The sequence below is a fragment of the Paenibacillus pini JCM 16418 genome (assembly GCF_000576305.1).
Taxonomy (GTDB): domain Bacteria; phylum Bacillota; class Bacilli; order Paenibacillales; family Paenibacillaceae; genus Paenibacillus_AQ; species Paenibacillus_AQ pini.
In genome coordinates this window covers 334,742-358,848 of sequence record NZ_BAVZ01000004.1, presented here as the reverse complement: position 1 = coordinate 358,848, position 24,107 = coordinate 334,742, and the positions used below count along the sequence as shown (strand labels likewise).

The window sequence follows — 24,107 nt, the reverse complement described above, 5'->3', positions numbered from 1 at the left end:
TATCCAACATATTGAACATGTTACTCACCCTTTCGTTAGGTATTAGATAAATTTGGATCTCGTATGGTGAAAATATTATCACCGCTATTGCAATTGTGTCAATTTATATTTTTAGTAAATGTCAAATAAGTGGTATGATGTACATTATACAGAATGGAAAGTACTCACGAAGAAGGAGTGTGGAACTCATGAATATACGGATTAGTAAGGATGCTGCAAGGTGGTACATTAAAGAGTTGGGACTACAAGAAGGCTCCTTTTTACGTTTTTTTCCACGATATAGTTCAGGGGGAGGACTGCACCCGGGTTTTTCACTAGGCATATCGGAAGAACCAGCGGAGCGGCCTTTTCTTCAAGAGAATGTGGAGGGCGTTAACTTTTATATGGAGGAACAGGATGTCTGGTATTTAAGGGAGTATGATTTGGTTGTGAATTATTTGCAGACCTATGATGACATTGATTATGTCTACGAACCGGAGCAGTTGAATAGCTCTGCGGAAGTTAAATAAAATAACAGTAGAACGTAATTGTGAAAGGAGTGGCACGTTTGGAACGAGATTACCGCCAGTATATACGGAAGGTATCAAGGATAACCGTTCTGACGGCCATCCTTGTATTAAATGAGGCAGGGGAAGTACTGTTACAACAGCGACCTGGTGGTGACATCTGGGGGCTTCCGATGGGAAAGCTAAATCCAAGTGAATCTCTAGAGGAAGCGGCTCGCCGGGAGTTATGGGAGGAAACGGCGCTTACTGCTAAAGATATTCGTCTAATGCACATGTTCTCTGGACCGAATTTTAAGAGAGTGCATGAGAATGGGGACGAAGAGTTCATGGTTATTGCACTGTATGAAGCCAAAGGTTTACATAGTGAACTTGCCCCTAAAGCACATGCTAACGGGGCACTGCGCTTCTATGTTACTGATCAGTTACCCGATTTCGCGCCTTTGTCAGAGCTTTTAATGAAAGAGATCTGTGATATACTACCTAAGTTATAATATTTGAAGTTTTTTGGGATTATTTGATGATTCTTTTGCATGAAAAGCAAAAAACTCCTTTTCCAGAAGAAAAGGAGTTTTTGACTGCTTCGGTTTCCTTTACTATAGAGGCTGGGTGCATGTCTCAGCTTCTAAAGCAAATTGGAAATCATCAATATCGAACACTTGAACAGGTATACCTTGTTCTATAATTCTTTGTATTAGCTCGGTTTGATCTGTTAAGATTGGCACTTGTTCGCGTTTGGAGACAAGCAATAGCTCAGTCTCAATTGGGTCGAATTTCTCACCGTATGGAGCAGTGTCCAGAGCATTAACAACCGTTATTCGAACTTGCTCCCCGATTAGAATAAAGGGGCTCTTGGCCCAAGGCATATGAAGGGCTTTTTGAATTTTTTTCTTATTCAGCGGTTGATCAAAATAAGAGACTAAATCCTTGATTTTCTGTTTTACGTAAAGGTCCTCCTCAGCATCTCCCATTAGAGGTTCTATGCTCTCTTGAAGCTCATAGAGCTCCAAAATGCTAGTGTAGGGTATCATATATTCAACAGGTAAAGGCGTTAGGGTCATTTCACCATAGATCGCCAACATCACCGCTTCTGTAACAAAGGGTCTAGACATAGAATTAAACCTCCTGAAACCAATGAACAACCATAGGTATCTGTATTATATTTCATAAAAATGTTGTGTCCCTATGCGTTGTTAGATTCTTATAACTTACAGATATATAAGCATTGAAGGGATGAAAAGTCAATAATATGAATACTTTAATTGTCCAAGCATCCGGTTTCTTGACATAAGATTGTTATGGTCACATCATAATAAAGGCGTCAGCCAGAGCTTCGGACAACGTAGAAGGGGGAAGTGCAGTTCATTGAGCAACTGGAAAGCCTATTATCAATTTGTTAAGCCTTACACCAAATGGATCGTACTTACGTTATTAATTGGAATGATTAAATTTGGCATTCCGCTAACATTACCGATGATTCTAAAATATGTAGTTGACGACTTACTCATGAATCCAAAGCTTACGGTAGCTGAGCAGGTCTCGAAGTTATTTGTTATTTTGGGCGGGGCACTGGTGTTATTTATTATTGTTAGAGGCCCAGTGGAATACTACCGTCAGTATTTTTCACAGCTAATTACTAGTCGAATTTTGTTTGATATGCGCAACAAACTGTATAGCCATTTACAGCGGCTTTCATTGCGTTATTACCAGAACACCAAGACGGGCGAAGCATCTCACGTTTTATTAACGACGTGGAACAAACGAAGAATATCGTTGAAGTGGGTATGATGAACATTTGGCTAGATATGTTTACATTACTTTTTGTATTAATTGTTATGTTCTTTTTAAATCCAGTCCTTACTTTGGTATCCATCGCCATTTTACCGTTCTATGGAATCGCAGTAAGTATGTTATACAAAAGACTTAAGAAGCTTACGAAAGATCGTTCACAAGCATTGGCAGGTATACAGGCTTACTTGCATGAGCGCATCCAAGGTATCTCGGTTATACGGAGCTTCACTTTAGAGAAGTTTGATCATCATAAATTCAAAGGTATTAATCAGAATTTTCTGAACAAGGCACTTGCTCAGACACGCTGGAATGCATTAACTTTTTCCATTATCAATACACTGACAGATATCGCTCCGATCCTAGTGATCGGTTATGGCGGATATCGAGTTATACAGCATGATCTTACATTGGGTACGTTCGTTGCTTTCTTTGGCTATTTGGACAGACTATATGCTCCATTGAGAAGGTTGATTAATTCATCTCAAGTTTTAACACAAGCTTCAGCATCATGGGAACGAGTATTGGAGCTGATGGAAGAGCCCTATGATATTGTTGATGCGCCGGATGCTAAGCAGCTTGGAACTTCTGCGCGTCAAATTGCTTTTAATAAAGTGTGGTTTAAATATAATGACAAGAGTGATTGGGTATTGAAGGATATTGATTTGCAAATAGAGCAGGGGCAAACCGTGGCTTTCGTCGGGATGAGTGGCGGTGGTAAATCTAGTTTAATATCTCTAATTCCAAGATTTTATGATATCCAACAAGGTAGCGTTACCGTCAACGGCACAGACGTGCGTAATTTAACGATGAAGAGTCTACGTGAGTCGATTGGAATGGTATTACAAGATAATTTCCTTTTCAGTGGTTCTGTACGTGAGAATATTTTGGTCGGTAATACTGATGCGAGTACCGAATCCATTGAAGCAGCAGCTATGTCTGCAAATGCCCATGATTTCATCATGAATCTTCCCGAAGGTTATGAAACGGAAGTAGGGGAACGGGGGGTCAAGCTCTCGGGTGGACAAAAGCAGAGACTTGCCATTGCTCGTGTGTTTCTAAAAAATCCGGATATTCTAGTTCTTGACGAAGCGACATCCGCGCTCGATCTTGAATCAGAGCATTTAATTCAGCAGGCACTGCAAAAGCTTGCCGCGAACCGTACAACACTGATTGTAGCTCATCGTTTATCGACCATAACTCATGCCGATCTCATCGTAGTCATGGAACATGGAATGATTACTGAACAGGGAACGCATAATGAGCTAATGAACTTAGATGGAAGTTATGCACGTCTATATAATGTGCAGCATTTAGAAGCATAATTACAATCAAAGAACCGTTTACGAAGTAACATCTGTTACTTCGTAAACGGTTCTTTTGATTTAGGATTGTATGTTTATGATTTTCCGATTAAAAGGGATAAAATCCCTGCAGCGATAAGAGGACCAACGGGCACACCTCGAAAGAATGCTACACCGAGCACCGTACCGATTAACAGTCCAGCAACGATGGTTGGCTGTGAAGTCATCAGTGAAGCACCGCGTCCTCCTAAGAACGCCACTAACATACCTATTGCAATAGCCAATAAAGATTTCCAGCTGAGAAAAGACTCGCCGATAAGGTTTAAACTGATCTTGCCACTGGCAAGGGGTGTCATGACACCGACGGTCAGAATAATGATCCCAATGGTCAAACCGTATTTTTCAAGCCACGGAAATACATTCTGCAGATGTAACACTCGTAGCAGCAGTAAAATAATCATCGCTACTGTTATAGGCGTGTTATTGCTGAAGATACCTAGACCAGCTAGACCAAGCAGAATTAGAGCAGTGAAATCCACAGGGTTCAACCCTTTCCTTCGTAATAATCTACGCCTTAATGCTTAGCCCGAGTTGACATAATATGTTCTGCTATATGCACGCCATGTTTACGTCCACTTTCAATAAACACTTCATTTGCATTACGCCCTGAAGCAATAACACCCGCAACATACAGACCTGGAACTTGGCTCTCCATGGTTTCTGGATTGTACAGAGGTTTCTCCATGTCTCCGTCAAGCTCAACCCCGCAAGAAGCGAGTAGGTGTCGATCAGGACGGAACCCGGTTAATGCGAGTACGAAATCATTATCGATTTCTGTAACCGTTCCATCGAGACCTTGAATCGTAAGAGACAACTGGCTGATTTCTTTTACCATGGATTGTGTATGGAGCTTAATTTTACCTTTTTGCACCATCGCTTCAAAAGCTGGGCGGACCCAAGGCTTTATATTCTCAGACACGGTTTCACCACGATAAATCATGTCAATTTGTGCGCCGACGCGAATAAGTTCCATAGATGCATCTACCGCAGAGTTACTGCCGCCGATAATTGCTACTCTCATCCCTGTGTATGGATGTGCCTCTCGGAAATAGTGGGTGACTTTATCCAGATCTTCACCAGGAATGCCTATATAGTTAGGATGATCGAAGTATCCAGTTGAGATGACAACATGGCGTGCTTCATAGCGTTGCTTCGTGCCGCTGCGATCACGGGTATGAACAATGAAAGTATGATCTGGCAGGCGTTCTACAGAAACGGCCTCTTCATATTGCGAAATGGATAGATTATAGTGCTCAGCAACCTTTCTGTAATACGAAAGAGCTTCATAGCGGAAAGGTTTATCGTTGGGTGTTGGAAACGGAATGTCTCCGATTTCAAGAAGTTCTGCCGTGCTGAAAAATTGCATATGCGTGGGATACAAAAATATGGAATGCACTAGACAATGCTTTTCAATAATACGTGTAGTTAAACCACGACGACCACATTCTATAGCTGCGGACAGTCCGCAAGGTCCAGCTCCGATAATAATAACGTCTTGCATGTTATATTTCCTCCTTCTGACAATGAGACCATTCATTTAAATTAACCCGTATATACCTTTCTTATCCTATCGTAATTTGGCCTTGAAAACCAGCAAGGGGGCAGGAAATGAGCAGTTTCAAATGCTTCATAACATGATGAAAACGGTTACGGATTGACAAACATATTATATAACCATAAAATTAGATAAATATCTAATTAGATATAATTCAAAATTCTGAAATGAGGTGAAGAGAATTTTATGATGCAATTAGATAAAATCGTGAATTATCACAAGGCATTAGCTGATCCAACAAGAATGCGGATATTGTTGTTGTTATCTGAAGGTGAGATGAATGGACAGGCTTTGGCAGAGAAATTAAATTTGTCACAGCCTACCGTGACACATCATGCTGCGAAGCTTAGGGAAGCGGCTTTGATCACGGAGAGACGTGATAAGAATGTGGTTTATTTTGCGCAAAATCCGTATTTTATTAAACAGCACGCTGAGGCATCACTACAATTTATAACGAAGATGGGGGAAGATGTCATGACAGCCGAACCTGTAAATGAAACGTTAAAAACATCTGTATTGCGTAATTTTTTTGCCAAAGATGGCCGGTTGCGTCAGATTCCTGCTCAATATAAGAAGAAGCTGATTGCTTTACAGCATATGGTCGAAGAACTTGAGCCTGGACGTCAATATACGGAAAGAGATTTAAATGAGTTTATTAAGCAATATCATGAGGATTTCGCTACGATTCGTAGAGAATTTATTATGCACCATTTTATGTACAGAGAGAATGATATTTATGAACTCAATCCGCGTGAGCAATGGACAAAGTGGGAACAAGTAAAATAAGAGACTTGACAAAAATGTTATTAGCCATATATGATGTCAGCATATGAATGGAAAGGAGATGATAGCATGATGAAATCAATAAGATTGTACAACCAATTTATGCTATCGGTCTCCTTTCAACGGATTGTTGTATAACGGTTAGTTCTGGCACAGACGTGATTATGTGATGTACATACGTCTTTCATTGTCAGTTAGAATTTGTTATACATATGAATGTTTATTGTACATTCTTAACCGCGGAGACCTTTGGGTTCCGCGGTTTTTTTATGGCGAGAATAGATGTGTAGCACATCTATACGGACATGAAGGCCACGGAATAAACCGTCGGTCTTTTTTATGTTTTTTTAAAATTAGATTTTCAGGAGGAACATATTTGAATATACAAAATTATGGTTGGAATAGCAGGTTGGAGGAACAGTGGTCGAATGTAGATCACACCGATCATGTCCCGGGACGGATTATCGCTGATTTCGGTCAAAAAGTTCGTATGATCACCGCTTCAGGAGAAATCTGGGGAGCGTGTTCTGGTAGATTGCGTAGTGAACTTATCAATAGGGGAACAGGATTAGCTGTAGGAGACTGGATACAGGTTCAATTGTTACCCAATGAAGATAAGGGAATTATTCATGGTGTGCTACCACGCCAAACCTGTATCAGTCGTCAATCTGCTGGCGTTAGCACGGTTGAAGAACAAATTATCGCGGCTAATGTAGATATTCTGTTTCTTGTTAGTGCACTAAATGATGATTATAATGTACGCCGAATGGAGCGGTATTTGATTATGGCTTGGAACAGTGGCGTATCGCCAGTGATACTGCTTAGTAAGTCTGATTTATGCGAAAATGTTAAATTGAAAGTAGCTGAAATGGAGCTGGCAGCACCCGGCGTTCCAGTTCATGCTGTAAGTGCTTCTAATGACTTAGGTAAATCATTACTAGATGCTTATATCAAACCTGGTGTAACTCTGGCACTGGTAGGCTCGTCAGGGTGTGGTAAGTCTACTATCGTAAATTGGCTGTCGGGTTCAAATATTCAGCACACGCAAGGAGTTCGTGAAGATGATAGCCGAGGAAGGCACACCACTACGCATAGAGAGCTATTCCTTTTACCGCAAGGAGGCGTAATGGTGGATACACCAGGTATGCGTGAGCTTAGGCTGTACGAGGACGAAGGTGGACTTGCACTCGCTTTTGCAGATATTGAATGTATAGGAAAGCGTTGCCGTTTCGCGGATTGTAAGCATGAAGGGGAGGTTGGATGCGCAATAGAAGAGTCCATTCGTACTGGTGAATTAGATCAGAAGCGTGTTCTGAATTATCGTAAAACACAGAAGGAACTTGCTTTCCAAGCTCGAAAAGAGGCAAGAAGTCATGCGAGAGTGACAGGCTCTAAATCCAAAGAGCGCGAACGTAGTCAGGTTAGAAATAAGTGGAAAAAGGATATCGAAATCGATTAGTTCAAGCTCAAACTTTTTAAATAATTCGTGGCTTATCCTTCCGTGCTAATTATTGATTGAGAAAAATATACGAGGGTAATAATAAATACAGGAAATATGTTCCTGTAAATCCGTTGGTTTAAGGGAGAGGATGAGGAATGTCCATTGATCGTTTTATTCTCAAAAAACTGGACGCCTGCCCTGAAGAACACACACGAGCCAATCTACTGCAATTGTTTAAAATCCGCATCAAGAAGGCTGAACGGGCAGAAACGTCACAAGTAAGGACACATATAATATAGAGTATATGCACCAAAGATTAAGAGGTCTTCATTGAAGACCTCTGTTTGTATACAATGATTATATTTCAAAAAAAATCCCTCTTAATAGAGGGACAATGCTAACGTATCATATTCACTTTTACTGTGTAAAATCGCTTCTGAACCTTCAATTTCAATACTGATTAACGAGTTCAAGCATTTTTGAATGGCTCTTTTACCAGTTTGAATTTTATTGTCTAAGGTGCCGCTTAGCAGCTTCAATATTTTCTGTACAGGCTGTTTACTATCAGTAGTGAAATATACAGGTACCAATTTGTTCTGAAAACTGATTAACATTCTCATAGAAATCACCTCTTCGTGTTATTCCATACCTGTATTCTAACCCCCATTTATTAAAAATACCTTAAAGAAAGCTTATAAATAGTTAAATTGAGAAAATATTTTCATAGTATTCAACTTTATTATTTCATGAAAAATAGAATAGATTCATAGGACTCAATATAAAAATATTTTTGGATATTGCATTATATATGTAAAATTATTGAAAAATAATAGTCAATTTATCCTATAAAACTACAGTTTACTACATGATCATCTAGTCAAATTGTCACAAATTGACATAAAAATGCAAGAGTGATACATTATCATAGGTAAGTTTTTATGGAGAGGATGCTACTAATGATACTTACTGTCGTTAAAAATCGTTATGAACGAGAATGGTTTGATATTGAAGTACCTGATGATTATCCGATTATCCAGCTTAAAAACCTGCTTGGCATGAGAATTTATGGTGAACCGTCTAAGGATGGATTACAATATATATTAGAAGGAAAATTTCCGGAAGGTCAGTGGTTTACGATTATTGATGCTCAGAACGTTGCAAAAGCCGGACTGAGAGAAGGAAGCTCCATCCGAATTCAGCGTGCTTATTCTACTACTGAGGAAGAGGCACCTATCTATGGTAGACGAAGCCTGTTTCAGAATGATTTCAATGGGGTTAACGAACATTTAAACTCGGAAATACCGGAATAAGTGATGACTTGATCATTTTTAACCGGACAGTTAAAGAGGGGCTGACGTTTCGTGAATGTTCTGTATCAACGCTCACCGCGAATAAAACCGATGATTAGAGAAGAAGAAATGGAGATTCTAAGGCCTCCAAATGAGCCCAATAAGCCTTCATTTTCTCTTATATCCATTGTACTACCAGTGACGATGACTCTATTTAGTATAGGCTTCTATATTTATATGAATCTCACAGGGAAAATGGGGAATGGCAATTATATGATGTTTCAAATGGTGTCTGTTATGATGATGCTAACCTCATACACCATCCCTTTTTTTGTATACTTGGGTAACAAGAAGAAGTACAAGCAACAGCTTGCTGAGCGAGTGCGTATGTACAATGCAGAACTGGAAAAACATAAAGAAGAACTTATAGCAGGGCAGAAGGAGCAGGTGGATGTGTTGTATGACATTCATGGAGATCCTGATGTCTGCTTTCACATTGTCAAGAATCGCATGAGTTCGCTCTGGGAAAGGTCTCCAGAAGACAAAGACTTTCTACAGACAAGAGTGGGTATAGGTAGTCTACCGTTCTACGTGAAAGTTAAGTCTCCCCGTGCTGATGGATACGTAAAGGACCCATTAATAGAGTCTGCTCAGAATCTAGCAGAACAGTTTAAGACTGTACAGGGTTCATCGATCACACTTCCACTTTTTCAAGCGAAGGTGATTGGGATGGTTGGGGACCGAGAAGCTGTAATGAACGCATTACGGGTTACTCTCATACAAATTGCTGTTCGACATTCTCCAGACGAAGTAAGCTAGCCTCTTTTTATGACGAAAAGGATGCAGAAGATTGGGACTGGATGAGATGGTTGCCACATACTTGGATGAGCAGCGTAGTCAACGATTTATGGCTGACCGTCGTAGCAGTGCTCATCAATTAGCGGACGAATTATTCCAACAGCTTAATAGACGGAAAAATTCGCGTAAAGAACGACAGAGGAAAGGGCCTGAGATTCCTATATATGTCGTTGTTTTAGCGAGTAGTCAATTAGTTGAGGAAGAGCCGGTGCTTCCGTTACTTCTAGAGGATGCAGAGATGGTGGACACATGCACCATTGTCATTTCAGACCGCAAGGAGACGCTTCCTATGCAATGTCAGCTCATCGTCGAGGTGGGACAAGGAAAAGGCAGCTACACGTTGAAGCAGGAGGATGGGTCTTTTGAGCAACAACACTTTAATGCGGACATCCTATCCCTTGATAAAGTGGATTCTTTAGCTCGCTATATGGCTCCAATAAGGCTAAAGCGTTCATCGGCTTCGGATATCCCTGCAATATTGCCTCTATTTGAAATGATGAATATTGATAGTATCGATGCCTTCGATGTCAAGCAGCGTTGGAATCGAAATAGATTTCCAGACAGTTTGCCAGTACCTATTGGGGTAAGAGCGGGTGGAAAGAAAGTAAACCTGAACCTGCATGATAAAATAGAGAGACGTGGTCATGGGCCGCATGGTTTAATTGCAGGTACAACGGGTTCTGGTAAAAGTGAAGTTATACAATCTATTGTAGCTTCTCTTGCAGCGGAATTTCATCCGAATGATCTAGCATTTATGTTGATAGATTACAAGGGTGGAGGGATGTCTAACACCTTTGTTAATTTACCTCATGTAGTAGGTACAATTACGAATTTGAGTAGTAGTTTGATGGACCGTGCACAAATCTCACTGAAGGCAGAGCTTGTACGTCGCCAGAAAATACTTAATGATGCCGGCAATCTTCAGCATATTGATGAGTACTATAAGCTTCTGAAGCATCAGAATGGACAGCCTCTTCCTCATTTGGTTATCATTATTGATGAGTTTGCTCAGCTTAAGAAAGATCAGCCTGAATTTATGGATGAATTAATTAGTATTGCAGCAATCGGACGGACATTAGGTGTGCATTTGATTCTAGCAACGCAGAAACCTGCTGGTGTGGTAGATGATAAAATATGGAGTAATTCTAGATTTCGTATTTGCTTACGTGTCCAGGATGAAGGTGATAGCCGTGATATGTTGAAAATCCCTAACGCTGCTTGGATTAACAAGCCAGGTCGGGGATATTTCCAAGTCGGCAGTGATGAGATATTCGAAGAGATGCAGTTTGCATGGAGCGGGGCTCCATATGTGGAACAAAATGATTCTCCTGGGCGTCTAGTTGTAGCTGAAATCGGCCTAAATGGTAAGCGTGAGAGTGTACTTACCGGTAGCCTATCGGCTCCTGGCGTGCAATCTGAACAATCGCCAAAGCAGCTACAAGTTTTTATAAATAAATTAGCTCAAGCGGCCCAAGAAGAACAAATAGAGCGATTGCAAGGCCCTTGGCTACCTCCTCTACCTGATCGTCTGGATTTAGATCAAATTATGAAAGATGAATTTGGTTCAGATCTTATTCAGGAAGTAGAGGGAGTCGCAGGTATCATTGATGATCTACCTGCTCAAAGTCAGCGAAAATTACGCGTATCTCTTCAAGGGCATTGGGCTGTATACGGCATGCCTGGTCTTGGTAAGACGACGTTTATCCAAACGCTGCTGATGTCCCTTGCACGCAAGTATTCTCCAGATGATTGGAATGGATACATCATAGATATGGGGCGAATGATGCGTGATTTCGCAGGGCTCCCACATGTGGGTGCAGTGATGATGTCAGAAGAGGAAGATCGGATCAAGAGGTTATTTCGTTTTCTGATAAAGAATGCAGCTCAGCGCAAAGAATTTATTGCCGAAGCTGGAGTGAAGACCGTTGCAGCATATCGACGCTCACACCCGGAATCATTACCACAAATCCTAATTGTAATTGATGGTTATTTGAATTTTCGAAATACATATCCTGATGAGAATGAGATGCTGGAATATTTACTTAGAGAAGGCGGAAGCCTCGGCTTGACCTTCGTTATTACATCGAATCGCATTTCGGATATTTATGAGAAAGTACGTAGTAATATTGCTCATGCGGTTACTTTTGAACTGGCAGATGCAGGTGACTATTATTATGCAGTAGGAAGGCCTTCCCGTAATCCAGGACAGTTGCCTCCAGGTCGTGGCCTCGTTAAAGGGGCAATACCTCCACTCGAATTCCAGTGTGCTCTTCCTGCGGCAGGTGACGATGAGGTTCGCCGTTCACAGGAGTTGAGAAACCAAATTTCTACTCTAAGTAAACAGTGGACAGGCGACAAAGTTCCGAAGATTGAAATGCTTCCTGATAAAATTCAACTTCGACAATTACTCCCTGCCGCTGGGGAATTCATAGCACGAACAGAACATACTCCGTTTAGTGTACCTGTGGGATTAATGAGTGATGATCTAGATCTTTTTCATGTGGATTTGCAAGAAGGACCACATTTCATCGTAGGAAGCCCAATGGAAGGGGGTAAAACATCCTTTCTGTTGACCTGGATGCTTTCCTTAGCTTATTATATTTCTCCTGCCCAGCTCCAAATGTATACGGTAGATACACGTTATGGAGGCCGTGGAATTGGACAATTAGAAGGGTTACCTCATGTACAAGCTCATGCTGGACGTGAAGAAGAACTCGCCATGCTTATCCAATGTTTATATGATCAGGTTAAGCAACGAAGTAATATGAGCGGAGGACCTTCTTTGGTGCTAATTATTGATGATGCAGATGCATTATCCAAACAGCTTCATGACTTTACAGTAAAAGAACAATTAAGTGCCATTGTCAGACAGGGACGTGATCGAAATGTCCATGTTATTCTGTCAGGCGTACCGGCAGACTTTCCAGGGTTCGGTGTAGAATGGTTTAATGATGTTAAATCATGCCAAAGCGGATTTCTATTTGGGACTTTGGACCCTAATGATTTATCGTTCTTTCGGATTCCTTTTACAGAGTCCAACAATGCCCCAGGAAGCTTGAAAATTTTGCCTCCGGGTCAGGGGTACTATATTAAACGGAAATATGCCAGGGTTAAAGCTGCAATTCCGTTTGATGACTATTGGAACAGCCATCGCTGGATAACAGAAATACGCGACCGATGGCATGTTGTCGTTTGAGGGGAGGTGGCTCATAATGTTGACGATTCATGCTTCCAAACAGGACACCATTACTCTTGATAATAAAGAGTTCTTTTTTCTAGCTGGGATTCTCGGCTCAGATCGGCTTTTAGGTGTCGAGGATCCATTTCTAGGATATCTTTCAGAGGATATTGCTGAAGAATGGGAAACCGTCAGAGCATCTTTAATTAACAAGGGATACTTGATTCAGGAAGAGAACGAAATCGAACTAGCTATGCCACCTAAAGTATTCTCCAGAGTGGCCATTGCAGGTTTGGCTAAACGCTCTTGCTGGTTAAAGTATAGTCAAGGTAATGAACAATTCGAAGGTTACTTTCATGTAACGAATGAACGGGTAGTCCAAGTGTGCAGAAGTGATGATGAAAATTTGATTTATAGATTAGATGAACTTGGTGATGTTGAAGAAGCCTGTAGTCGTTTAGTTGAAGAAATGAACTTCAAGAACTATTCACCTGCGGAGGTGCCTGCACTACTGTTGTCCAAGAAGAAATTTGGTGAATTGTTTAGCCAATCACCAGAAATGAATATTGATACCTTAAGTGACGAGTTAGCGGCAGTTACGAATGATCCTGAAGGATCGGTTGCGCTTGCCCGATGTATGAAATACCGTTCTACTGAAGGTGAATTACGTTTATCAACATGGAATGGAAGCGGATGGGAAACTCAGAATGCTGCTTTTATTGTTAATGATTCAATGAACTGGCTTGTCCGGATGAGTATGAGCGGAGAACAAGATTGGCTGACTGCGAGCCCGGCTAGCAAGAAACAATTTCAAGAGATGCTGCTTCTATGGTTGAAGCAGACTGCAGAATCAGATGGAAGGTGATGATCTGTGCGTATTTCTGTTGAACCGGAATCACTTCGGGCTTTAAGTCGTCAATTAGAGCAAAGTAGTGAGCAAATCCGTCAAATAACAGCCACGCTGAACCAAGCACTTGGTTCTTTGATATGGGAAGCATCCATACGCCAGTCCGTAATGAATGAATGGCAGGTAGCTAATCGTCAAAGTGAACTGATTACAAATTTACTTGCTGAGATGAGTAGAAATATTCAAAATAAAGCTGAGCAATTTCATTCAGCGGATATGCAGAATAATTCTATTCTGAAAGAGGCGCCTATATTTGTTTCTCCTTTGGCGATGTTCAAATTGCCCGGAAATCAGAGTAATGGACCTATACTTCCCGGATATGAATCAACGAATGTAATGTCGAATCCTCTATCAGCGGTAAATGCTGTGGGTTCACAACACAATGACGATGGAGTGAGTGTAGGTTGGGGTTATCAAGGTCCTACAGCCGCAGGATGGGCGAGTATCGGTTATGGTTCCTTAATGCTTGGTGCGATGGCCAAAAGTGGATTTAATGTGAATATGAAAAATAACGGGTCTGTTGCCACAATTAAAGGGGCACGTTCTTCATTTGCATTAAAAGAAGGAATAAACGGAACAAGATATACGTTAAACAATGCGGCTAAGAATCCACAGGTGTGGAAATTTATAGATCCCAAAATAGCTGCTAAAGAGGCTTTTTCCGTTAAAGGTATCGGAGGTAAACTCGGCTATGCAGGATTAATACTGGATACGGGTGTATCTGGATACCAAGATTACCAACAAGGTGGGGCAACCCGAGCAGCAGCTAGTGTAGTGGTAAACGGTGGGATTGGGTTAGGAACACTGGCTGGCAGTGCTGCAATCGGTGCGGCAGTAGGTTCAGCAGTACCTGTAGCTGGCACAATTGTTGGAGCAGGCGTTGGTCTTGTAGCTGGCGTTGTAATTTCTGCAGTAACAGATATTGAAATCAACGGAAAATCTTTAAAAACATATGCTGTTGATGGTGTGGATACAGCGATTGATAGTACGGTAGATGGAATAAAGTCTGTTGCTGAGGGCGCTGAGCATCTCGCTGAAGATACAATAGAAACCGTTTCAGATTCGATCAAAGCCGTATCACATGGGGCGAGCCAGGTTGCAAATGAAGTGCAACAGAAACTGGGCAATCTCAGCAAGCTGTTCGTTTAGAAGGAGAGCTGACTATGAATGGCCTCAATACACAATCAAAGAGAGATTCATTACTAGAAGAGGCGGTTTATCCGCTTAGGTTGATTAGGTCACAAACGGTGAGTTTGCTTATTTTGCCTAATTTACTGCTGCTTGTGATGGCTTTTGCAGATCCGTATGTTGAATTATGGGCTTGGATGTTGTTAGTTCCTTTGGTAATCATGGATATTATGGGAGTTATAATCATTCTTTTCCCTGCCCGTATGCAGATATTTCATCTACTATTTCTGGGCGCCTTAGGAGTGTTAGCATCATCTGCATTTCTAGCGGCAGCAAATAAACTAGCTTATGCAACACTAGGTGTAACCTCGGACTGGTTTATGATAGCCACTGTTTTAGGTTATATTGTTGTATTCGTTTGTCTTTATATGATTCATAGAACACTTCAACGTATAGGGAAATATCATCAAAGCGATGTAGATTTGAATATGGGGACAGAAGAACCTGAGCCAACTAAATTAAAAAAAGCACGATCTTACATCCTTGTTGGATCGGGTGCTGGAATTTTGTTGGGAAGTGTACTGATAAAATGGGTTGGTGGATATAGTATTAAAGTTGTTTTGATCATCGTGTTTCTCCTGTTACTATCTTTGTGCTATATGTTAATTACAAGTAATCTCTCTAAATATATGGAATTAAAAAGGAACATGCATAATGTTAAATGAGAGGGTGGTTAAAGCAATGGAGACGCGGAAAGAAACCGATGCGCTACTTCCTTTGGGATCGGTAGTTCTGCTTAAGGGCGCTCATAAAAAACTTATGATCTATGGCAGAAAACAAATTCAGATTGAAAGCAATAGGCTATTTGATTACATAGGCGTAGTTTATCCTGAGGGATATATTGATCCAAATTATTCTTTTTTGTTTAATCAAGATGATGTCGAAAAAGTAGAATATATTGGTTATATTAATGACGAAGAAGATCGATTTCAAAAGGTACTGGAAAATGTTTCACATCCCAAATAAGAGGGTACAAGGAATCATGACCAGGATATATGAAAATCTTGGAAAATCATAGAGAGTATAAAGTCGAAGATTGACATGCTTAACTATGAAAACTATCGAATAATCAAGGAGGCGACGAATGATGGCAGGACGCATTTTAATTACCCCAGAACAGGTCGATCAAGTAGCTAACCAGTTCAAGCAAAGTGGGGAGCAAAGTCAACAAATCGTTTCAACGTTGACACAAGCTATTCATGGTATGGAAGGGCAATGGGAAGGTATGACGAAACAACGTTTCTTCCAGGAATTTCAAGATGCCAACAAACAAATGCAATCTTTTGTGCAAATTCTTAATAGTATCAGTCAAGAACTGACTGCAATTGCAACGAAATTCCGTTCTGTGGACGAAACTCGCTAGAATTTGCTGAATGATAAATTTCACATAAGCTTGAGAACCGGGTGTGGTAAGCTCCCGGTTTTCTTGCAGTCCTATGTAGTCAAATCTAATAAAACATATGTATACATAACGGATTGCCAGGCTTATCGCGAGAGGCTGACAATCGATTTAATATAAGAAAGAGGGATGGTTATGTCTTTTCAGCCGAATCCGGGCGATGAATTATTCATTAACGGAGCGGCCTACACTGTAGGACAGCATCCGGCTGCACCCGGCTTGGCCTACGCACAAGCAGGCAGGCAAGGAATCGTATACCAATTGATACCATCAGACGGAGACATCAATGGTGCAAAGGCACTGAAAGTATTTTTCCCTAAATTCCGGCTACCTGCATGGTTTATCAATCCGAAAATATGCATAATTTTGGTAGAAGTCCGGGTTTGCAGGTCTGTAGTCGAGACGTGCTCACTCCCGAAAGAAACGGAGAGTTGATCGCGGAAAATCCTGATTTGCTATACTCTGTCTTGATGCCATGGATATATGGATTAACCTGGTTTGATGTGATTACAGATCAGCGTCAGCTTCAGCTGAGCGAGAGTCTAACCTTAGCGCAAGCATTGTCTGGCATTGGATCAGGGATGGAACAAAGAGGGCTTGCTCACTGCGATCTTTCGGCACCCAATGTGATGATCCCGTTTTTTTCTGAAGTGGAATTACCCGACCAGACTGCTGCTGTTGAATTGGTAGACGTTGAGCAGATGTACAGCTCTAAGATGGATCGACCTGACGTACTTCTTGCGGGTTCCCCGGGATACGCGTCGCATCGAACGGTGCAGAGTGGACTTTGGAGTGCCTATGCAGATCGTTTTGCTGGTGCAGTAATTATAGGGGAAATGCTGGCATGGTGCGATCCGTTGATTGTGGAGAAAGCTTGGGGCGAGAGCTACTTTGACCAAGTAGAAATGCAGACACCGTGCGAACGATATGTGATCTTGAAGAAATCCATAGAACGGAACTGGGGCAGCCGAGTAACGGAATTATTTACACGGGCATGGGAAAGTCAGGACTTAAGTAGTTGTCCTACATTCGGAGAGTGGCTGGTTGTTCTGAATTCTATTGAATTACCAACAGAGGTAGTACCTGAGAAGGATGAAGAATCGAGTTCAGATCATGGAACTACAACATCAGATGATGAGGCAGTGATTCCTTACGCAGGTCTAAGTGAAGCGGAAAGAAATAGCCTTCTCCTCGGCTCCGATGCTGGAACTCATGCAAACGCAGACGGGAAAGTCATTACCCGATTATTTAATCAAGCCCGTGGGCTAGAGCAGTCAGGAAATTTGAAGGGTGCTTTGGAGGTATATCGCTCTGCACATCATTTTGTCGGCAGTGGCTCTCCTATGCAAGTTGAATTAGAAGCAGCTATTCAGGGTTTGGAAGATCAACTATATCCTAAAGTTGAACAAGATAATTCCCGGGATAAGGTTCCTTTTTACCGTTCGAAAAAGTGGCTTTTAATTGCTTCTGTAGTTATTTTACTACTTGGAGGATCGGGAATTGCTGCAAATCAGGTACGAGTCGAACGTGAACAAACAAGGCAGCAGGAAGCAGCGCAGCAGGAAGCAGCGGCGGCCGAAGCGAATTCTGCCCGTATTCATGCAGATCAATTAAAAGCGGAAGCAGCGAAACAGGCTGAAGCCAAGCGATTGCAGCAAGAAGAGACAGACCGTAAGAAAAAAGCGTTAGAACAAGAACGGTTGCGTGTGCAGCAGGCAGAGCGAAATAAGTTAAAAACTCAATATGAGAAGCAGGCACAGTACGAGTCTTATCTGGCTCAGAAAAAGAAAATGGAGAAGAAGGAAGCATTGCGCAAGCAACAATTACAGGTGCAGTACGAAAAGCAGGCTCAATATGAGGCGTATCTTGCAAAGCAAAAGGAGCTGGCCTTAAAGAAAGAGGCAGAGCGTAAAAAGGCTGCTGAGAAAGCTGCTGAGAAAGCTGCTGAGAGAGCCGCAGAAAGAGCTAGAGCTTTAAATAAGAAACGTTCTAATCAAGTTGTACAGCTCATTGCATATTATAATCAGGCATATAATGCTCAACAGGGCGGTAATAATGCCAAAGCGAAACAATATGCATTGCAATTTGTAAGATTATATGAAAGCGATTCTAGTTATTTTGCATCTGTTGGTAGAGTTAGCTCACGTGCAAATGGTGTGTATAAGCTACTCGCAAATAGTTCTTATAAACTACCGGACACCTAGAATTTAGAAACTGTTCATAAGGGGGCATATGCTAGATGAATTACACCATTCAGGCTTCTCAGCGTACACCAGCTTTAATTATATATTTAATTGATATCAGCGCCTCGATGAATATGCTGATGGATAATAAAAGGCGGATTGATATTGTATATGAGGCTCTATCGCTAGCGATTCGTCAGATGGTGTTTCGTTCAACGAAAGGAAGTCGCCTTACACCAAGATATAGGATTGCAATTCTTGCTTACAGTGATGATGTTTACGACTTATTAAATGGTATTAAGGGTATTGATGAAATTGCTGCAGTGGGTTCATTGCCAGATTTGACGCCTAAAAGGTTCTCAGATGCAGCCAAAGCTTTTTTACAGGCTGAACGAATTTTACAGTCTGAGCTACCTCATATTCAAGATTGTCCAGCTCCATTGGTGTGTCATATGACAGATGGCGTGGCAACAGGTGATGATCCAGAACCTATTGCTAAACGTATAATGAATATGAGTGTACCCGACGGGAATGTACTTGTGGAGAATATATTTATATCGGATCACATGTTAAACGCCCCTATACCTCAGCCTCGGCGCTGGAAGGGTGTGCTTCCAGAGACAGAACTTGTGGATGAGCATGCAGTTAAATTGCGCAATATGTCTTCGCAGCTTCCCGAAAGTTATCGTGAAATGCTGGTAGAAGCAGATTACCTTCTTGAACCGGGTGCATTGATGATGCTTCCAGGTAGCTGTGCGGAACTTGTCTCCATCGGATTTCAAATGTCGGCGGCAACGCCAGTGAGAGCGTAGGTGCATGTAGTGAATATGAGAACAGAATTGACCAATACGGCTGAACAGTTCACCTTCATCAGTTCGCAGGCAACTGAACAGCACGTAACCTCTTATACAGGGGATTTCATATGTCGATATGCTTACGGGAGAGCCATGGATACTTTGATTCAGGGTGAGAATGGACAAGATTTTGTAGGTGTACATATTCAGGGCAATGTATGCAATTTTGTATTATGTGATGGTGTGAGTATGAGTTATCAAGGTGATTTCGCCGCAAGGTATCTAGGTAACACACTTCTAGACTGGCTTAAGCGGACTTCTGATTGGTCTTCAGCGGGATTTGGAAGCTACATGAAGCAGATTACATCAGAGGCTACAGAGCAGCTTCAACAGTTAACTCCTTCTGGTGATGTATCACCTCTTCTAAGGGAAGTGCTTGAAGACAAGCAACGGTTAGGAAGTCAAACCATGTACATTTGTGGCCGTATTGAATTACCGACACGCAAAAAACAAGGAAGAATTTGGATGGCCTGGCAAGGGGATTCTCGTCTTAGGTACTGGAAGGATGAGACTGAAATCAGCCAATATTTCCGTGGAACGATGCTAACTAAGGAGCGTTGGTCAACACGAAGTGGCCCGGTTGGAGGATTGCCACATGTATATCAGAGCCGACTTGAGTATGGTGAGCCAATGCGGTTGCAGTTATATACGGATGGATTAGATGATTTGGATCCAATGCGTCAATGGCTACCAGATGAGCAGATTCAGCTACTACTTAATGCACCGCACACGGGTGGACTATGTGATGATGCAGCCTTCTTAGAATTAAAGTGGTAGTTTGCCGGAATAGAAGCGAATATAAAATAAAAGAGAAATATTTGATAATTACTTCGTTTGGTGATTTAGTTTTCTTGATTTTTGGGTAATCTTGAGACAATGAGATATCTAATGAGAAAATCAAGAGGAGCGATCATATAATGAGCCAGGAACAGATGAATAGACAGCGATTTGAAGGGAAGACCGTCATTGTAACCGGAGCGGGATCAGGAATAGGAAAAGCAGCAGCCATTAAAATGGCTTCAGAGGGTGCAAACGTAGCATTATTTGATCTATTGAATGATCGCACTTCGGAGACGGAGGCGGAAATTAATGCAATACGTCCAGGAGCTGCTAGAGCATTTGATGTAGATACTTCGGATGCAGCTCGTGTGGAAAAGGGTGTACTTGAGACGGTAGAATTATTCGGTTCCTTAGATGTAGTGTTTGCTAATGCGGGTATTAATGGCGTTGTTGCTCCTATTGAAGAATTAACGCTTGAGGATTGGCAGCAAACGATGGATGTTAATCTTAATGGCACGTTCTTAACGGTTAAATACGCTATTCCACACTTGAAAAAGCAGGGTGGAAGCATTATTATAACAAGCTCTATTAATGGAAATCGAAGATTTTCGAGCTTTGGTATGACAGCATATAGTACAACTAAAGCAGGACAAGTTGGGTTTGCTAAAATGGCCGCACTAGAGCTAGCCAAATACAAAATTAGGGTTAATGTCATATGTCCGGGAGCTATAGCAACGAATATTGATCAAAGTACTCATAAAAAAGATGAGTTGAAAGAAATCGTTATTCCTGTTGAATTTCCGGAGGGAAGTCAGCCGCTGGCAGAAGGTCCGGGTACTACAGAGAATGTTGCTGATCTCGTAGCCTTCTTGGGCTCGGCAGAATCCTGCCATATTACGGGTGCGCAAATCATTATTGATGGTGCTGAATCGCTGTTGTGTTAATATTGCATTCTAATGTGAAGCCGTTCATGGAACGGCTTTTTTTGTTATGTTAAACTTATATTTAGGAGAAATTGAGAGTCTATAAGGGAGGTTACCCGATATGGGGATTATGGACTGGCTTGCCGAACAAAAAATAAAAGACGCCATGGAGCAAGGTGAATTCAACCATTTACCGGGTCAAGGAAAGCCTCTATATATAGAGGATTTGTCTCATATACCACCTGAATTACGCGTACCTTATAAAATTATGAAAAATGCAGGACTTATTCCAGATGAACTTGCATTGCAGGGTGATTGCCTCAGGTTAGAGAACTTAATTAATCTATGCATGCATGCTGATGAGAAGGAAGATTTACAGACTAAATTGAATGAAAAGCGATTGCGCTTACAGCGATTGGCTGAAGAACGTGGATGGAAAGACAATACAGCTTTTCGAGAGTATGAACAACACATCACAAATTTCGGTAAATCGACTAAATAAAAATGACCAGTTATTAATGAAAGCGGTGGACATACTCAAGATGACCAGTTTACCTATTCTTAAGGTATTACCGGAAGTTATTCAAACTTTACAAAAGAGAACTGCGGCGGTTTTAATTGCAGAGCCTGGAGCGGGTAAAACAACGCAAGTACCACTAGCCTTCCTAAATGAAAGCTGGCTGGAACATAAGAAAATTATTATGCTGGAACCACGCCGGCTGGCAGTACGTTCGGCTGCTCAATTTATGGCTTCTTCATTAGGAGAGAAGGTTGGGGAAACCGTAGGGTATCGTGTTCATATGGATACAAAAATTAGCCGACACACGCGCATAGAAGTCGTGACTGAAGGAATCCTCACCCGGATGTTGCAGAGTGACCCGGAGCTTGCAGAAGTGGGTTTAATTATATTTGACGAATTTCATGAACGAAATCTTCATGCAGATTTAGGATTAGCCTTGGCTCTAGAATCACAATCCGTTCTGCGTGAAGATATGAGAATTCTAATAATGTCGGCCACCTTAGATGCTGAACCGGTAGCGGCGCTGCTTCAAAATGCTCCTATCATCCAATGCCCCGGCAGGCAATTTCCAGTCGAAACTGTATATGTTCCACGTCATTCAGACGTTCCGCTTGAAAAGGCTACTGCTGCTGTCATTCGGCAAGGACTGACCGAATTTCCAGGAGACATGCTCGTATTTCTCCCAGGGGTAAGAGAGATTCGGCAAGTGCGCCAGGAAATAGAGAGGGGCGGTATTCCGCAAGGATGTGTTTTGCGGGAGTTGTATGGACAACTTCCACAGTCTAGACAAGACGAAGCCATACGTCCCGATCCAGCAGGGAATCGTAAAATCATACTGTCTACATCTATTGCAGAAAGCAGTCTTACCATTGACGGTGTACAAATTGTAGTAGATAGCGGTTTAATGCGTACTCAAGTGTTTTCAGCGCGTACAGGGATGCCTTATTTAACAACGGTCCCTGTATCCAAAGCATCTGCTGATCAGCGGAAAGGACGAGCTGGTCGGACTACAAAAGGAGCTGCCTACCGGCTGTGGAGCCGGACAGAGCATGACTTTTTGAGAGATCGGAATACGCCTGAAATCATTCAAACTGATTTGGCTCCGCTTGCGCTTGAGCTCGCTACATGGGGAGTAAAGGATCCTCAGCAACTAAAGTGGCTCGATTGTCCACCGGATGCAGCTTACACGCGCGCAAATGGGCTTTTGCATGAATTAGGTGCTCTCGATAGGGGTGGAGCGATTACAATAGAGGGTAAAAAGATGGCTTCGATTGGTATGCATCCCCGATTAGCACGCATGGTGCTCCAAGGAATGGCTATGGGGAGGAGTCAACTGGCATGCATGCTGGCAGTTCTCATTCAAGAACGTGATCCATTTCATAAAGGAACACCGGGTCGAGATGTGGATATTGAGACACGTATGCTGCAGTGGATCAATTGGTTGAGAAACGATGCTGATATCAATCAAGCCTTACTAGCAGATGAGTCCCAGTTACGTCGTATGCTTCGGGAGAGCCGGCATATGGAGAAGTCACTCGGTATTCAACCTGATAGCGAAATGGATGTGAAGCAGTGTGGGCTGCTTCTATCTTACGCATATCCAGACCGAATTGGACAGGGGCGTGGCAATGGTAAGTTTCTACTTACAAGTGGAAGACGTGTTGAGTTATTACAGCTACAGCAACTCAGTCGGAGCTCCTTTATCGTAGCAGCGGTTGTGGATGATCGCGGTGCGGAGGGAAGAGTGCTGCTCGCAGCTGAACTTACGGAAGCACAGCTGTATGCCGCCCATGTTAAGGATATGGAAGAAGTCATGCAAGTAAGCTGGGACAGAGACCTACAAGGTGTTAAAGCGCGCAAACAGTTTAAACTTGGGGGAATTATTCTGAAAGATTCTCCCTATCCTAATCCTCCAGCAGAAGCCGTGTCGACTGCTTTACTTGAGGGGATTACTGTGGAAGGTCTACAGCTCCTGCCATGGTCGAAATCATCCATTCAGTTAAGACAGCGATTACAATATATGCATGTACTGAATTCAGAGTGGCCCGATGTATCGGATGAGGCTCTCCTTGCTACGCTGGGTGACTGGTTACTGCCCTATATTTCGGGGATGAGAACCAAGAATGATTTACAGAGACTACGAATGATAGATGTACTAGAGAATCGATTGAGCTGGGAGCAGCGCAAACAGTTAGATCGAGAAGTGCCAACACATCTGAGTGTACCAAGTGGTTCCAAAATTCCGATTGACTACAGCAGCCCCGAGCATCCTGCGCTAGCGGTACGATTGCAGGAAATGTTTGGACTTTTGGATACGCCTTGTATTGGTAATGGTAAAATTCCTATTACACTCCATCTTCTATCTCCGGCACAGAGACCCGTACAGGTAACGTCGGATCTGGCAAGTTTCTGGCGAACAGGTTATTTTGAAGTTAGAAAAGACCTCAAGGGTCGATATCCTAAGCATTATTGGCCAGACCAACCGTTAGAAGCTGTACCAACACGCAGAACGCGACCTCAATAAATTTATTTTCCAGGACAACATGTATTTATGTGAAAGTTGGTTTGCTTCATTCTTCCGGTGGGTAATACTT

The 24,107-nt window shown here is 42.1% G+C and carries 22 protein-coding genes and 2 pseudogenes; 20 read left to right on the top strand and 4 right to left on the bottom strand.

What is annotated here, in order from left to right:
* The first annotated feature begins 188 nt into the window (after nt 1–188).
* On the top strand, nt 189–509 hold the full coding sequence (locus JCM16418_RS08840; RefSeq protein WP_036647725.1) for a HesB/YadR/YfhF family protein: 321 nt from the start codon (nt 189–191) through the stop codon (nt 507–509).
* Between the two features lie 38 nt (nt 510–547).
* Nucleotides 548–997 (top strand): NUDIX domain-containing protein, encoded by a 450-nt coding sequence (locus JCM16418_RS08835; protein ID WP_052020149.1) that lies wholly within the window; start codon nt 548–550, stop codon nt 995–997.
* 102 nt (nt 998–1,099) lie between these two features.
* Here JCM16418_RS08835 and JCM16418_RS08830 read toward each other — a convergent pair whose 3' ends face one another.
* The gene (locus JCM16418_RS08830) at nt 1,100–1,615 is read right to left on the bottom strand and encodes a hypothetical protein (RefSeq protein WP_036647723.1); all 516 of its coding nucleotides are present in this window, start codon (nt 1,613–1,615) and stop codon (nt 1,100–1,102) included.
* Nucleotides 1,616–1,868: 253 nt separating this feature from the next.
* On the opposite strand from JCM16418_RS08830, the pseudogene JCM16418_RS08825 reads away from it, so the two are divergent.
* Nucleotides 1,869–3,616, top strand: a pseudogene (locus JCM16418_RS08825) (ABC transporter ATP-binding protein).
* A 74-nt stretch (nt 3,617–3,690) separates the two neighbouring features.
* Here JCM16418_RS08825 and JCM16418_RS08820 read toward each other — a convergent pair.
* Both JCM16418_RS08820 and JCM16418_RS08815 read right to left on the bottom strand, forming a co-directional pair.
* Nucleotides 3,691–4,134 carry a DUF441 domain-containing protein gene (locus JCM16418_RS08820; RefSeq protein ID WP_036647720.1) on the bottom strand — a complete coding sequence of 148 codons (444 nt, stop codon included), beginning with the start codon at nt 4,132–4,134 and terminating at the stop codon, nt 3,691–3,693.
* 35 nt (nt 4,135–4,169) lie between these two features.
* Nucleotides 4,170–5,156, bottom strand: coding sequence for a YpdA family putative bacillithiol disulfide reductase (locus JCM16418_RS08815; RefSeq protein ID WP_036647718.1), 987 nt, complete (start codon nt 5,154–5,156; stop codon nt 4,170–4,172).
* A 243-nt stretch (nt 5,157–5,399) separates the two neighbouring features.
* Between JCM16418_RS08815 and JCM16418_RS08810 the strand changes: the two genes are divergently transcribed.
* From JCM16418_RS08810 to JCM16418_RS25285, 3 genes are all read left to right on the top strand, one after another.
* Nucleotides 5,400–5,996: a DUF2087 domain-containing protein gene (locus JCM16418_RS08810; RefSeq protein ID WP_036647857.1), complete on the top strand. Its 597-nt coding sequence runs from the start codon at nt 5,400–5,402 to the stop codon at nt 5,994–5,996.
* Nucleotides 5,997–6,369: 373 nt separating this feature from the next.
* Nucleotides 6,370–7,452, top strand: coding sequence for a ribosome small subunit-dependent GTPase A (gene rsgA / locus JCM16418_RS08805; RefSeq protein ID WP_036647716.1), 1,083 nt, complete (start codon nt 6,370–6,372; stop codon nt 7,450–7,452).
* Nucleotides 7,453–7,589: 137 nt separating this feature from the next.
* Complete coding sequence (locus JCM16418_RS25285; RefSeq protein WP_162832472.1) at nt 7,590–7,733, top strand: hypothetical protein; 144 nt, start codon at nt 7,590–7,592, stop codon at nt 7,731–7,733.
* Nucleotides 7,734–7,814: 81 nt separating this feature from the next.
* Here the strand turns inward: JCM16418_RS25285 and JCM16418_RS08800 are convergent, their stop codons facing one another.
* A complete protein-coding gene (locus JCM16418_RS08800; protein ID WP_036647714.1) occupies nt 7,815–8,054 on the bottom strand; it encodes a hypothetical protein in 240 nt (79 codons plus the stop codon).
* A gap of 336 nt (nt 8,055–8,390) precedes the next feature.
* Between JCM16418_RS08800 and JCM16418_RS08795 the strand changes: the two genes are divergently transcribed.
* From JCM16418_RS08795 to hrpB, 14 genes and pseudogenes are all read left to right on the top strand, one after another.
* Nucleotides 8,391–8,744, top strand: a complete 354-nt coding sequence (locus tag JCM16418_RS08795) for a hypothetical protein (RefSeq protein ID WP_036647712.1) — start codon at nt 8,391–8,393, stop codon at nt 8,742–8,744.
* A gap of 51 nt (nt 8,745–8,795) precedes the next feature.
* Nucleotides 8,796–12,777: pseudogene (gene essC, locus JCM16418_RS08790) on the top strand (type VII secretion protein EssC).
* A 16-nt stretch (nt 12,778–12,793) separates the two neighbouring features.
* Entirely contained in the window at nt 12,794–13,624 is an 831-nt protein-coding gene (locus tag JCM16418_RS08785; RefSeq protein ID WP_036647709.1) for a hypothetical protein, read from the top strand.
* 6 nt (nt 13,625–13,630) lie between these two features.
* Nucleotides 13,631–14,815: a WXG100 family type VII secretion target gene (locus tag JCM16418_RS08780; RefSeq protein ID WP_036647707.1), complete on the top strand. Its 1,185-nt coding sequence runs from the start codon at nt 13,631–13,633 to the stop codon at nt 14,813–14,815.
* Between the two features lie 14 nt (nt 14,816–14,829).
* Nucleotides 14,830–15,519: a hypothetical protein gene (locus JCM16418_RS08775; RefSeq protein ID WP_036647704.1), complete on the top strand. Its 690-nt coding sequence runs from the start codon at nt 14,830–14,832 to the stop codon at nt 15,517–15,519.
* Between the two features lie 16 nt (nt 15,520–15,535).
* Nucleotides 15,536–15,820: a DUF4176 domain-containing protein gene (locus tag JCM16418_RS08770; protein WP_036647854.1), complete on the top strand. Its 285-nt coding sequence runs from the start codon at nt 15,536–15,538 to the stop codon at nt 15,818–15,820.
* 121 nt (nt 15,821–15,941) lie between these two features.
* Nucleotides 15,942–16,217 (top strand): WXG100 family type VII secretion target, encoded by a 276-nt coding sequence (locus JCM16418_RS08765; protein WP_036647701.1) that lies wholly within the window; start codon nt 15,942–15,944, stop codon nt 16,215–16,217.
* A gap of 171 nt (nt 16,218–16,388) precedes the next feature.
* The gene (locus JCM16418_RS26885) at nt 16,389–16,688 is read left to right on the top strand and encodes a hypothetical protein (RefSeq protein ID WP_373280699.1); all 300 of its coding nucleotides are present in this window, start codon (nt 16,389–16,391) and stop codon (nt 16,686–16,688) included.
* Between the two features lie 32 nt (nt 16,689–16,720).
* Nucleotides 16,721–18,457 (top strand): SPFH domain-containing protein, encoded by a 1,737-nt coding sequence (locus JCM16418_RS08760; RefSeq protein WP_373280698.1) that lies wholly within the window; start codon nt 16,721–16,723, stop codon nt 18,455–18,457.
* 35 nt (nt 18,458–18,492) lie between these two features.
* Nucleotides 18,493–19,248, top strand: a complete 756-nt coding sequence (locus tag JCM16418_RS08755) for a vWA domain-containing protein (RefSeq protein WP_036647699.1) — start codon at nt 18,493–18,495, stop codon at nt 19,246–19,248.
* 15 nt (nt 19,249–19,263) lie between these two features.
* Nucleotides 19,264–20,067 carry a hypothetical protein gene (locus tag JCM16418_RS08750; RefSeq protein WP_052020148.1) on the top strand — a complete coding sequence of 268 codons (804 nt, stop codon included), beginning with the start codon at nt 19,264–19,266 and terminating at the stop codon, nt 20,065–20,067.
* 140 nt (nt 20,068–20,207) lie between these two features.
* A complete protein-coding gene (locus JCM16418_RS08745; RefSeq protein WP_036647697.1) occupies nt 20,208–21,014 on the top strand; it encodes an SDR family oxidoreductase in 807 nt (268 codons plus the stop codon).
* Nucleotides 21,015–21,114: 100 nt separating this feature from the next.
* Nucleotides 21,115–21,495, top strand: coding sequence for a DnaJ family domain-containing protein (locus JCM16418_RS08740; protein WP_052020147.1), 381 nt, complete (start codon nt 21,115–21,117; stop codon nt 21,493–21,495).
* Nucleotides 21,496–21,535: 40 nt separating this feature from the next.
* A complete protein-coding gene (gene hrpB / locus JCM16418_RS08735) occupies nt 21,536–24,037 on the top strand; it encodes an ATP-dependent helicase HrpB (protein WP_036647696.1) in 2,502 nt (833 codons plus the stop codon).
* The last annotated feature ends 70 nt before the right edge of the window (nt 24,038–24,107 follow it).

Bases quoted from the DNA above. Each gene is read 5' to 3' on its own strand.
- JCM16418_RS08840 (WP_036647725.1), top strand. From the start codon at position 189: ATGAATATACGGATTAGTAAGGATGCTGCAAGGTGGTACATTAAAGAG.
- JCM16418_RS08830 (WP_036647723.1), bottom strand. From the start codon at position 1,615: ATGTCTAGACCCTTTGTTACAGAAGCGGTGATGTTGGCGATCTATGGT.
- JCM16418_RS08815 (WP_036647718.1), bottom strand. From the start codon at position 5,156: ATGCAAGACGTTATTATTATCGGAGCTGGACCTTGCGGACTGTCCGCA.
- JCM16418_RS08810 (WP_036647857.1), top strand. From the start codon at position 5,400: ATGCAATTAGATAAAATCGTGAATTATCACAAGGCATTAGCTGATCCA.
- JCM16418_RS25285 (WP_162832472.1), top strand. From the start codon at position 7,590: ATGTCCATTGATCGTTTTATTCTCAAAAAACTGGACGCCTGCCCTGAA.
- JCM16418_RS08800 (WP_036647714.1), bottom strand. From the start codon at position 8,054: ATGAGAATGTTAATCAGTTTTCAGAACAAATTGGTACCTGTATATTTC.
- JCM16418_RS08795 (WP_036647712.1), top strand. From the start codon at position 8,391: ATGATACTTACTGTCGTTAAAAATCGTTATGAACGAGAATGGTTTGAT.
- JCM16418_RS08785 (WP_036647709.1), top strand. From the start codon at position 12,794: ATGTTGACGATTCATGCTTCCAAACAGGACACCATTACTCTTGATAAT.
- JCM16418_RS08775 (WP_036647704.1), top strand. From the start codon at position 14,830: ATGAATGGCCTCAATACACAATCAAAGAGAGATTCATTACTAGAAGAG.
- JCM16418_RS08770 (WP_036647854.1), top strand. From the start codon at position 15,536: ATGGAGACGCGGAAAGAAACCGATGCGCTACTTCCTTTGGGATCGGTA.
- JCM16418_RS08765 (WP_036647701.1), top strand. From the start codon at position 15,942: ATGGCAGGACGCATTTTAATTACCCCAGAACAGGTCGATCAAGTAGCT.
- JCM16418_RS26885 (WP_373280699.1), top strand. From the start codon at position 16,389: ATGTCTTTTCAGCCGAATCCGGGCGATGAATTATTCATTAACGGAGCG.
- JCM16418_RS08755 (WP_036647699.1), top strand. From the start codon at position 18,493: ATGAATTACACCATTCAGGCTTCTCAGCGTACACCAGCTTTAATTATA.
- JCM16418_RS08750 (WP_052020148.1), top strand. From the start codon at position 19,264: ATGAGAACAGAATTGACCAATACGGCTGAACAGTTCACCTTCATCAGT.
- JCM16418_RS08745 (WP_036647697.1), top strand. From the start codon at position 20,208: ATGAGCCAGGAACAGATGAATAGACAGCGATTTGAAGGGAAGACCGTC.
- JCM16418_RS08740 (WP_052020147.1), top strand. From the start codon at position 21,115: ATGGGGATTATGGACTGGCTTGCCGAACAAAAAATAAAAGACGCCATG.
- hrpB (WP_036647696.1), top strand. From the start codon at position 21,536: ATGACCAGTTTACCTATTCTTAAGGTATTACCGGAAGTTATTCAAACT.